General features: G+C 64.2%; 8 protein-coding genes. 2 read left to right on the plus strand and 6 right to left on the minus strand.

Annotated features, from left to right (window positions below; all coding sequences use genetic code 11):
* Positions 1–57 precede the first annotated feature (57 nt).
* Complete coding sequence (locus tag WCL10_RS05390; RefSeq protein WP_336894599.1) at positions 58–2,496, minus strand: TonB-dependent receptor; 2,439 nt, start codon at positions 2,494–2,496, stop codon at positions 58–60.
* A 423-nt stretch (positions 2,497–2,919) separates the two neighbouring features.
* On the opposite strand from WCL10_RS05390, the gene WCL10_RS05395 reads away from it, so the two are divergent.
* Positions 2,920–3,606: a murein L,D-transpeptidase catalytic domain family protein gene (locus WCL10_RS05395; RefSeq protein ID WP_336894600.1), complete on the plus strand. Its 687-nt coding sequence runs from the start codon at positions 2,920–2,922 to the stop codon at positions 3,604–3,606.
* On the opposite strand, the gene WCL10_RS05400 is transcribed toward WCL10_RS05395, so the two are convergent.
* The 5 genes from WCL10_RS05400 to WCL10_RS05420 form a co-directional block, all read right to left on the minus strand.
* Positions 3,603–4,055, minus strand: a complete 453-nt coding sequence (locus tag WCL10_RS05400) for a MaoC family dehydratase (protein WP_336894601.1) — start codon at positions 4,053–4,055, stop codon at positions 3,603–3,605. The two genes, WCL10_RS05395 and WCL10_RS05400, sit on opposite strands and share 4 nt — an antisense overlap.
* Positions 4,056–4,157: 102 nt before the next feature.
* Complete coding sequence (locus WCL10_RS05405; RefSeq protein ID WP_336894602.1) at positions 4,158–6,047, minus strand: acetyl/propionyl/methylcrotonyl-CoA carboxylase subunit alpha; 1,890 nt, start codon at positions 6,045–6,047, stop codon at positions 4,158–4,160.
* The gene (locus WCL10_RS05410; protein WP_336894603.1) at positions 6,044–6,514 is read right to left on the minus strand and encodes a nuclear transport factor 2 family protein; all 471 of its coding nucleotides are present in this window, start codon (positions 6,512–6,514) and stop codon (positions 6,044–6,046) included. The genes WCL10_RS05405 and WCL10_RS05410 overlap by 4 nt, the downstream gene beginning before the upstream one ends.
* The gene (locus WCL10_RS05415; protein WP_336894604.1) at positions 6,514–8,115 is read right to left on the minus strand and encodes a carboxyl transferase domain-containing protein; all 1,602 of its coding nucleotides are present in this window, start codon (positions 8,113–8,115) and stop codon (positions 6,514–6,516) included. The genes WCL10_RS05410 and WCL10_RS05415 overlap by 1 nt, the downstream gene beginning before the upstream one ends.
* 187 nt (positions 8,116–8,302) lie before the next feature.
* A complete protein-coding gene (locus WCL10_RS05420; RefSeq protein WP_336894605.1) occupies positions 8,303–9,466 on the minus strand; it encodes an isovaleryl-CoA dehydrogenase in 1,164 nt (387 codons plus the stop codon).
* A 94-nt stretch (positions 9,467–9,560) separates the two neighbouring features.
* Between WCL10_RS05420 and WCL10_RS05425 the strand changes: the two genes are divergently transcribed.
* Positions 9,561–10,418: a LysR family transcriptional regulator gene (locus tag WCL10_RS05425; protein WP_336894606.1), complete on the plus strand. Its 858-nt coding sequence runs from the start codon at positions 9,561–9,563 to the stop codon at positions 10,416–10,418.
* Positions 10,419–10,862: the final 444 nt, after the last annotated feature.

Genomic DNA, 10,862 nt, shown 5'->3' on the forward strand with positions numbered 1-10,862 from the left:
AAAAAGCGGCGGCCGGTTACAAGACCCGGCCGCCGTCTTTGTGACAGGGCAATGCGATCAGAAGTTGATCGTCGCCTCAATGCCGTAGGTGCGCGGCGCATTGAAGTTGCCGTAGTCGCCCAGCACCGCCTCGTTCGCGTTCGAGCGGCGATAGACGAAGCTGTTGTTGAGCAGGTTGCGTGCCCAGCCCGAGATCGTGAGCTTCTGGCCCGCGTCGCTCATCCGAATATCGGCAAGAGCGATACGGCCATTCACGACGAAGGTCTTGTCCGCCTTCACCGGCTCGTTGTCGAAGGTGTAGGCCGCGTCGGCGTAGTTGGCGTCGAGGTGCAGCTTGAGCGTCGTCCCGGCGCCGCCGATCGGGTAGTCGTAGTCGATCGTGCCCGAAAGCGCGTTCTCGGGCGTGTAGACGATGTAGACATCCTGGAACACCTGCGCGGTGTTGGTCGGATCGATCTGCTGGTTGAGCTGTTCCTGCACCGTGTTCCGCGCCGGCGGCACCTTGGTGTGGGTGTAGACATAGGACAGGCCGAGCGCGAGGCCATCGACCGGGCGCACGCTGAGGTCTGCTTCCACACCGCGGATCTTGGTGGTGCCGAGCGCGTTCACGGTTTCCAGCGTGTTGCGCACGGTGCCATCAGGCTGCGGCACGAAGAAGTTGAAATCGACCTGGCTGTTGTTGCGGTCCATGATGTAGCCCGCGAGGTTGAAGCGGACCTTGCGGTCGAACAGCTCGGTCTTGAGGCCCAGTTCGTAGGACTTCACCTCTTCCGGCCCGAACGCGCGGTAGTTGAGGCTGCGCGAGCTGGCACCACCGGCGCGGTAGCCGGTGGCGTACTTGACATATGCGTTGACGCCCGGCGCCACGTCGTAGGCAATGACCGCCAGCGGATCGAAGCGATCGTTGTTCTGCTTGAAGGTGAAGTCGGTCGCCGCACCGTTGACCGTGAACAGCGAGCCATTCTTGCGGTCCGAGGTGTAGCGCCCGCCAAGCGTAAGGTGCAGCGGGCTGATCGGCGTCCAGGTTGCCTGGCCGTAAGCGGCATAGCTCTTGGCATAGGCAATACTGGCGCGCGCGGTGGGCGCAAGCGGATACTGGCTGGGGTCATTGATCGTGTAGCCGGTGGCAAGCTGCGTCACCGGATCGGAGACCCACTTGTTGGTGTTCGGCGTCCGCGCCGCGTCGTTGGCGCGCTCGCTGAAGTAGTAGAGACCGAGCACGTAATCGATGTTCGAGATCGAACCCACCGCCTGCAGTTCGGTGCTGAACTGGCGCTGGTCGAGCGTGGCAAGGCTGTAGCGGCTGAAGTTGGCGTTCGGCACGTAGACCGGGGTGCGGTGCGCGCCGCCGGAATTGTCCCACTGGGCATCGCTCACGGTGCGCCAAGCGGTGATCGAGCGCAGCTCGAGCGAGGGGCTGACCTTGTACTTGATGGTCGAGCTGAACCCTTGCGTCTTGTCGATCGAGACCTGCTGCGGCACGCCGATATCGGCGACATCAAGCCGGTCGAAGCCGTACTTCACCATGCCCGGCAGCGGGGCGATGCCCTTGGTGGTGAGCGTGCTGTCGGTATACCAGGCCTTCTTGGTGCTGTCGTAGACCGTGCCGACCGGCTTGCCGAGCGGGTTGTAGTTCAGCAGCTGGCTGTAGAACGGAGTGTTCTCGTCGCGGCTCTTGTCGAATGCGAGATCGACGGTGAGGCCATCGACCGGCTTCCAGCGCGCGGCGACGCGGCCGCCGTAGCGGTGGAACTGGTTCCATCCGACCTGGCCTGCCAGCGGGTTCTTCGTCGTCGCGTCCTGATGCATGATCACACCGTCGAGCTTGAACGCGAGGCTGCCGAGACCGGTGTTGATCGCGGGGAGATCGAGGTGGACCTGGCCGGTATAGGAACCGTAGTTGCCAAAGCCCGCCGTGGCGCGGCCACCGAATTCACCGGTGGGGGCCTTCAGCACCATGCTCAGCGCGCCGCCTTCGGTGTTGCGGCCAAACAGCGTGCCCTGCGGGCCCTTGAGCACTTCGATGCGCTCGATATCGAACAGGCCCGCATTGAGGCCGTGCTGGCGGCCGAGATAGACGCCGTCGAGATAGACGCCGACGCCCTGCTCGCGCGCGGGCTGGTTGGCATCGCCCGGGACAATGCCGCGCAGGCCAATGGTGAGCGCGGACTGGCGCGCTTCGAATGTGGCGACGCGCAAGCTCGGCACGGCGCCATCGGCGAGGTCGATCAGGCTCTGTACGTGGCGGTTCTTGACGTCGGCGGCGCCGACCACCGAAATCGAGATCGGGGTTTTCTGGAGGTTGGTTTCACGCTTGGTGGCGGTGACGACGATTTCCTCGATGGGAACGCCGTCCGGCAGACCGGCGGCAGGCGCAGGCGCAGGCGCGGCTTCGGCGGCCTGTGGAGCCGCAGCGGCGAAGGCGGGAGTCACGACGAGCGCGGCTGCGCCCACCCCGGCCAGCAGGCCGGTGCGAAGGGTATATGTGAAAGACATGGCTAACCTCGGATAGGGGGACCTGGTCCCGGATAAGGCCGCTCTAGGCATGTGAAATGACATTTTTTTGACATTTTTACACGGTGCGTAACCAAATATCCGCGTTTTTCCGGGATGTTCGCAATACTGTGGCGTAAAATCCCCGAGAATATATAATACACGAAATATCTAGTCTTCACAGCGCGCCAGTCAGTCTGCGTTAAGACATTATCTTTCGATATATCCTCAGTGACGGAGGTTTGGCGAAAGACGCGGTGCCGGTGATGGCAGTGCCCCGCGAGCCCTTTGCGCCGCGCTGACAACGGCCAGTGGCACGCAGGCCACGCTTCGTCGCAACACGGCCGTTTCGGGGCTTGGATCATCAACCAATGCCTGCCTTAGCTGCAAGTAGGACCGCCCACATCAACAGGGTCGACAACAACAATGGATATCAAACGGCGCCAGTTCCTCGGCGCCATTGCCGGAACCACCGCCGCCGCGTTCGTGCTGCCGCATGGGCGCGCGCATGCGCAGGAGGCCGAGCTTCCTGGCGGTACGTTCTGGGGTACCGTGCCCGTGCCCGACGCCGCAGCGGCAGAGGGCGGCGCCAGCATCGCCGCATCAGGTGTGCTGCCGTTGGTTCCGCGCGCGCTGGCCGCGCTCGATCGCCACGGCGCGTGGATCACCGCCCGCGACCGGATCGGCATTGTCGATTTCTCCGTGCCTTCGAAGGAAGCGCGCTTCCATATCGTCGATCTCGCCGGCGGCACGGCATCGGCCCCGCACCTTGTCGCTCATGGCAAGGGCTCGGACCCGGCCAACCGCGGCTGGGCAGAGCACTTCTCCAACCGCGTCGGATCGGACGCTTCCTCCTGCGGCAGCTTCGTTACGGGAGAAGTCTATTATGGCCGCCACGGCCGCTCGCGCCGCCTGATCGGGCTCGACCCGGAGAACGACCGCGCACTGGAGCGCGGCATCGTGATCCACGCGGCGAGCTACGTCGATCCCGCGCTCGTCGCGGTGCAAGGCCGCATCGGCCGCAGTCAGGGCTGCTTTGCCGTAAACCCGCGGGTGATTAGCGAAGTGCTCGAGACGCTGGGGCCCGGCCGCCTGCTCTTCGCGGCGAGCTAGGCGGGCTTCTTTTTCAGCAAGGCCATGCGCAGGCACCGGCAGACGACTTCGTCGCGCTGGTTGAGTGCCTCGTGCGCAAACGTAACGACCCCTGCATCGGGGCGGGACTTGCTGGCGCGCAGCTCCACCACCTCGCTGGTCGCACGCAGCGTATCGCCCAGAAACACTGGTTTCGGCATAACCAGCTTGTCGTAGCCGAGATTGGCAACGAGCGTGCCCACGGTGGTATCCCCTACCGAGAGCCCCACCATCAGCGCAAACGTGAAAGTGCCGTTGACGAGGATCTGCCCGAACTCGCTGGCCCGGGCGGCCTCGGCATCGATATGCAGCGGCTGGGGATTGTGCGTCATGACCGAGAACAGCAGGTTGTCGGTCTCGGTGACGGTGCGGCGGATTTCGTGCGTCAGCTTGTCGCCCACCTGCCATTCATCGAAGTAGCGCCCGGCCATTTTCCCAATCCCTTCATCCCCAAACCGTTCGTGTCGAGCGAAGTCGAGACACCAAGCGCGGTGTGTGGTGTCTCGACTTTGCTCGACACGAACGGAAATCGGTTATTCCGCCTTTTCCACCCGCACCAGCAAGGCTTCCACCTGCACTTGCGAGCCCACCGCCACGGTCAGCTCCGCCACCGTGCCATCAAACGGCGCGGTGAGCGCGTGTTCCATCTTCATGGCTTCGAGCACGAGCAGCTTCTGGCCCTTGGTGACGGTGTCGCCTGCCGAGACGTCCACCGCGATGACCTTGCCGGGCATGGGGGCGAGGATGGCGCCATCCCCGGCATGGTGCGAACCGCCGCCATCGACACGGGGGAGCGTGATCTTGAGCATGTGGGCAGCGATGGAAACGAACTGCGCGTGCGGCTCGCTGCTTTCCCGGAACCCGTGTTCGAAATACTGGCCTTTGGGTGTCGGACTATATTGGAATGCTTTCACCTCGCCATTCACGGCCAGCCGATATTCCCTTTGGCGTGGACGATTCAAACGAAAACCCAAAAACGGTTTCGCATTCCGGTCGAAATCGGTGCTGTCGCGCACGAACCAGTTCAACGCATCGCTCAACGCGCGGTCGCTCAGTTCGGGTTGCTGCGTCAAGACTTCCTGCTTGCGCTCGATGAGTCCGGTATCAAGATCAGCCGCGCGAAATTGCGGATCACGCAGCAAGCTTGCGAGGAAGCCCAGGTTTGTTCTGACCGGCCAGACCGCAGAGCCTTCAAGCTCACCCACAAGCAAATCAATTGCCTGATTGCGCGAAGTCCCATGCGTAACGAGTTTGGCGATCATCGGGTCATAGAATGGTGAGATATCCGAACCTTCTTCGACACCCGTTTCGATGCGCGCATCACCGCAGAAGTCCAACACCTCCAGCCGCCCAATGCTCGGCAAAAACCCGCGTCCCGGATCCTCCGCATAGAGCCGCGCTTCCATCGCCCAGCCGTTGATGCTGAGCTCGTCCTGCCGCTTCGGCAGCGGCTCCCCGCTCGCCACGCGCAGTTGCCATTCGACCAGATCGACGCCGGTAATTTCCTCCGTGACGGGGTGCTCCACCTGCAGGCGCGTGTTCATTTCCATGAACCAGATGCGGTCCGCGCGCAGGCCCTCGCTAGCGTCGGCGATGAACTCGATCGTGCCCGCACCGACATAATCGACCGCCTTGGCCGCCTTCACCGCCGCCGCGCAAAGCGCCTCGCGCGTCGCTTCGTCCATGCCCGGCGCGGGGGCTTCCTCGATCACTTTCTGGTGACGGCGCTGGAGCGAGCAGTCGCGCTCGAACAGGTGCACCACATTGCCATGCGTATCGCCGAAGACCTGCACCTCGATATGGCGCGGGCGCTGGATGTACTTCTCGATCAGCACATGCGCATTGCCGAACGAGGCGGCCGCCTCGCGCTGGCAGGAAGCAAGCGCATCGGCAAAATCCGCCACTGCCTCCACCTTGCGCATCCCCTTGCCGCCCCCGCCCGCGACGGCCTTGATCAGCACCGGATAGCCGATCTCGGCAGCGCGTTCCGCAAGGAAGGCCGGATCCTGGTTCTCGCCCATATAGCCCGGGGTGACGGGCACGCCCGCCGCCGCCATCAGCTGCTTGGCCGCGTCCTTGAGGCCCATGGCGGTGATGCTGGCAGGCTTCGGCCCGACCCAGATGAGGCCAGCGTCGATCACGGCTTGCGCAAACCCGGCGTTTTCCGAAAGGAAGCCATAGCCGGGGTGGATCGCCTCCGCACCGGTCGCCTTGGCGGCGGCGATGATCTTCTCGCCCACCAGATAGCTTTCGCGCGCGGGGGACGGGCCAATATGCACCGCCTCGTCCGCAGCCCGCACATGAAGCGCCTTGGCATCGGCATCGGAATAGACCGCCACGGTTCGAATGCCCATCGCGCGCGCGGTGCGGATTATGCGGCAGGCAATCTCGCCGCGATTGGCAATGAGGAGAGACCGGATCATGCGCCGCACCCTTCCGTGCGCGAGGAGAAGGTAAGGTTCATCACCTTCCACGCGCCATTTTCGCGCACCAGATCGAAGTGATCATAGCCGCAACTGACGAGCTTCCCGCCCATCGTGATGGTGAACGGCGCCCAGACCATCGCAACATCGCCGTCCTGCTCGATGACAGGATTGGTGATCCGCTCGATAAAGCCCGAGCCCGGCGTCATCCGCGCGGCATATTCGGTGAAGCTGCGGCTGCGCAGGCCCGTCGCCCCGCCGGGAAAAGTGCCGCGCCCGGTGACGCGGCCTTCGGGATAGACGAGCTTGAGGAACGTCGGCGCATCGCCGGTTTCGAGCGTAGCGAGGAGTGCATCAACGACGGCGGTTATCTCCTTGTCGCCGAAATCGGGCGGCGGCAGGCGCTCTGCCTTGGGGAGCGGCTGGGCGGCAAGCGCAAGGGCGGAGAGGAGGGTGATCATGGGCATCACATCCGGAACACCCCGAACCGGGGCACCTCCGCAATCGGTGCCTCAAGACACACGCCCAAAGCCAGCCCCAGCACATCCCTTGTCTGCACCGGATCAATCACCCCATCATCCCACAGCCGCGCCGTGGCGTAATAGGGATTGCCCTCGTCCTCATACTTCTGCCGGATCGGGGCCTTGAAGGCTTCGGCTTCCTCCGGCGTCCACTTCTCCGCATCGCGGTGGACCGTCGCCAGCACGCTCGCCGCCTGCTCACCGCCCATCACGCTGATCCGCGCGTTGGGCCAGGTGAAGAGGAAGCGCGGATCGTAGGCGCGGCCGCACATGCCGTAGTTACCCGCGCCGAAGCTGCCGCCGATCAGCACCGTCAGCTTGGGCACTTGCGCGGTGGCGACGGCCGTCACCAGCTTGGCGCCATGCTTGGCAATGCCCTCGGCCTCATACTTGCCGCCGACCATGAAGCCCGAAATGTTCTGCAGGAACAGCAGCGGGATGCGCCGCTGGCAGGCAAGCTCGATGAAATGCGCGCCCTTCTGCGCGCTTTCGCTGAAGAGGACGCCGTTGTTGGCAAGGATCGCCACCGGCATGCCCCAGATATGCGCAAAGCCGCAGACCAGTGTACTGCCGTAGAGCGCCTTGAACTCGTGAAACTCGCTGCCGTCGACGATCCGTGCGATCACCTCGTGCACATCATACGGCGCGCGCACGTCTTCGGGCACGATGCTGTAGAGGTCCTCGGCGTCATACTTGGGCGGGCGCGGCGTCTGAAAAATGGGGACTGTCCCTATTTTTGTCCCGAGGTGGCTGACGATATCGCGCACGATCGTCAGCGCATGTTCGTCGTTGTCCGCCAGATGATCGACCACGCCGGACTTGCGCGCGTGGAGGTCCCCGCCGCCAAGCGCCTCGGCGCTGATTTCCTCGCCCGTCGCGGCCTTCACCAGCGGCGGCCCCGCGAGGAAGATCGTGCCCTGCTCGCGCACGATCACGCTCTCGTCGCTCATGGCGGGCACATAGGCGCCGCCCGCGGTGCAGCTACCCATCACGCTGGCGATCTGCGGGATGCCTTGCGCGCTCATATTGGCCTGATTGAAGAAGAACCGCCCGAAATGGTCGCGATCGGGGAAGACTTCGGACTGGTTGGGCAGGTTCGCCCCGCCGCTGTCGACGAGATAGATGCAGGGCAGGCGATTTTCCCGAGCGATTTCCTGCGCGCGCAAGTGCTTCTTCACCGTCATCGGGAAGTAGGTGCCGCCCTTCACTGTCGCGTCGTTGGCGAAGATCATGCATTGTCGGCCCGAAACGCGGCCGATGCCGGTGATCATGCCGGCGCCGGGCACTTCATCGCCATACATGCCATTGGCCGCGAGCTGGCCGAGTTCCAGAAGCGGCGAGCCCGGATCGAGCAGCCGCTCCACCCGATCACGCGGCAGCAGCTTGCCGCGCGCGACATGGCGGGCGCGGGACTTTTCATCACCGCCTAGCGCGGCCTTGGCCACACGGGCGCGCAGTTCTTCCGCGAGCGCACGGTTGTGCGCGGCGCGGGCCTGCGCTTCGGGGCTGGAAACGTCGAGATTGGTGGGAAGGACGGGGGCGCTCATGCAACCAGTGCCCTTTCGCCGGATACCCCTCCGTCAGCCCTGTGGGCCGCCACCTCCCCATTTGCACTTCGTGAAAATGGAGAGGATCGACAAGGTTTAGCTGTCTTGGTCCTCCCCATTTTTGCGAAGCACAAATGGGGAGGTGGCAGGCGCGAAGCGGCTGACGGAGGGGTCATCTTCTTGCCCATCACGCCGCCCCGATCAGTTCGCGCCCGATCAGCATGCGGCGGATCTCGTTCGTCCCCGCGCCGATATCGAGCAGCTTGGCATCCCTCAGATAGCGTTCCACCGGCCAGTCCTTGGTATAGCCCGCGCCGCCCAGTGCCTGCACCGCCTCGCCCGCCACGCGGAAGGCGTTTTCGCTCGACATCAGGATCACGCCCGCCGCATCGAAGCGCGTGGTCTGCCCGGCATCCGCGGCGCGCGCCACGGCGTATGTATAGGCCCGCGCCGATTGCAGCGCGACATACATGTCCGCCACTTTGCCCTGCATCAGCTGAAACGCACCGATCGGCTTGCCGAATTGCTTGCGCTCGCGGACATAGGGGATGACCGTATCAAGGCAGGCCTGCATGATCCCGAGCGAGATGCCCGCGAGCACCACGCGCTCGTAATCAAGGCCCGACATCAGCACGCCGACACCGCCGTGAAGCGGGCCCATCACGTTCTCTTCCGGCACGAAGCAATCGTTGAAGACGAGCTCTGCAGTGGGCGAGCCGCGCATGCCCATCTTGTCGATCTTCTGGCCGATACTGAACCCCGCCATGTCCTTCTCGATCAGGAACGCGGTGATACCCCGGCTGCCGGATTCGGGCGCGGTCTTGGCATAGACCACCAGCGTATCGGCATAGGCCGCGTTGGTGATCCAGAATTTGGTGCCATTGAGGAGGAAGCCGCCCTGCACCGCATCGGCGCGCAGCTTCATCGAGACGACATCCGAGCCAGCACCCGCTTCCGACATCGCAAGGCTGCCGACGTGTTCGCCCGAAATCAATTTGGACAGATACTTGGCCTTCTGCTCGTCATTCCCCCAACGGCGGATCTGGTTGACGCAAAGGTTGGAATGCGCGCCGTAGCTGAGGCCGACCGAAGCCGAGGCGCGGCTCACTTCCTCGACCGCGATCACGTGATCGAGATAGCCGAGGCCCAGCCCGCCCCATTCCTCCTCGACGGTAATGCCGTGAAGGCCCAGCTCGCCCATCGCGGGCCAGAGATCGCGCGGGAACCAGTCCTGCGCATCCACTTTGGCGGCAAGCGGCGCGATCTTCTCGTCGGCGAAACGGCCCGCTGCCTCGCGGATCATCAGGGCGCTTTCAGGCAGGGCGAAATCAAGCTCGGGCGTGGCGCGCATTTCTGGTCAGACTCCTCATTCCCGGGGGCAGTCTATGGGAAAGCGCCTCTTCGGAAAAATTGAATTTTGCCGGGCAGTAGTATAGGCAAAACCTATGCTGAGCCGCCGCCTCGTCCGCCAGTTCATCGCGCTTGTCGATACCGGCTCGTTCACCGCGGCAGCGACCAGGCTGCATGTTTCGCAGCCGACGCTTTCGGCGGGGATCGCCGAGCTGGAGCGCTCGCTCGGCACGCCGCTGATCCTGCGCGAGCGGCGGGCGCTGCGGCTGACCGAGGCGGGCAACCGGTTCCTCATCCACGCCCGCGCGATCGAGCGCGAGTTCAGCCTTGCCGAGCGCGGTGTTCTGGAAACGCCGCCCCCTGCCCCGCCGCTGCGGCTGGGGGTGCTGGCATCGCTCGCCACGCGGACCACTGCGGCGATTGCGGCGCATTATGCCGGGGAGGCGGCGGGCAAGGCGCTGCTCACGCTGACCGATGCGCCCGATGCGGACTTGCGCCGCCGTCTTGCCGAGCACCGACTCGATGCCATCGTCACCACGCTGCGCAGCGCGGACGAAGGCGAACTGCTGCGAGAGGAAGGCTACGCGATGATCCTGCCCGCCGCACACCGTTTGGCCGGGCAGCCGCTGCTTCTGCCCGAAGAACTGGCGGACGAGACGATGATCGCGCGCCGATCCTGCGAGATCCTCGCCGAGACCAGCCGCTTCTTCACCGCGCGCGGGGTGCGGCCGCACTTTGCCTTGCGCAGCGCCAACGAGGACCGCTGCCTTTCGCTGGTGGCGGCAGGCGCCGGAGTGACAACGGGGCCGGTATCGCTCGCCGGGCCGGGGACGGTGGCGGTGCCGCTCAAGGACTACAACTATCGCCGCCGGATCGGGCTGATCGTGGCACAGGGCCAAGAGGCTCTGATCGCGGCGAGCGGCCTCAGGGAGGTGCTGCGCGAAGCGATATAAGGCTGGTACGGTGCCTGCCGAGAACCACCACTCCCGGCCCCCCTTTGAAGAGGCGCAACTAAATTTTATGTACCTAAATTGAAAACAAAGAGTGAGCACACCCTTGGAACTCACCTCATGTCGTCTGCCCTTTCTGCCCCGCATTTCCGAAACTAAGAAGCCGCCTTTGCCTACGCTGAAGCGCGCATGTGGCCCGGAGGGTATGCCCGCATTGCGGCAGCCTTGATCGCGTCGGCAAGCCGAAGGGCAAAAGAATCCGCGTCAGCGTTTGGAAGTGCTACCGCTGCCGCAAGCCCTTCACCGTTTACATCGGCACCATCATTGAGGACAGCAAGGTTGCGATGCACCTTTGGCTTGAGGCGATTTACCTGATCGCTGGCAGCAAGAAATGAACCGCCCCGGGATTGCCGGAGGCCATTCGGCTTGAATTATGCTGCCATGGGT

Origin of the sequence: Novosphingobium sp., from assembly GCF_037133355.1 — a bacterium.
GTDB lineage: Bacteria > Pseudomonadota > Alphaproteobacteria > Sphingomonadales > Sphingomonadaceae > Novosphingobium.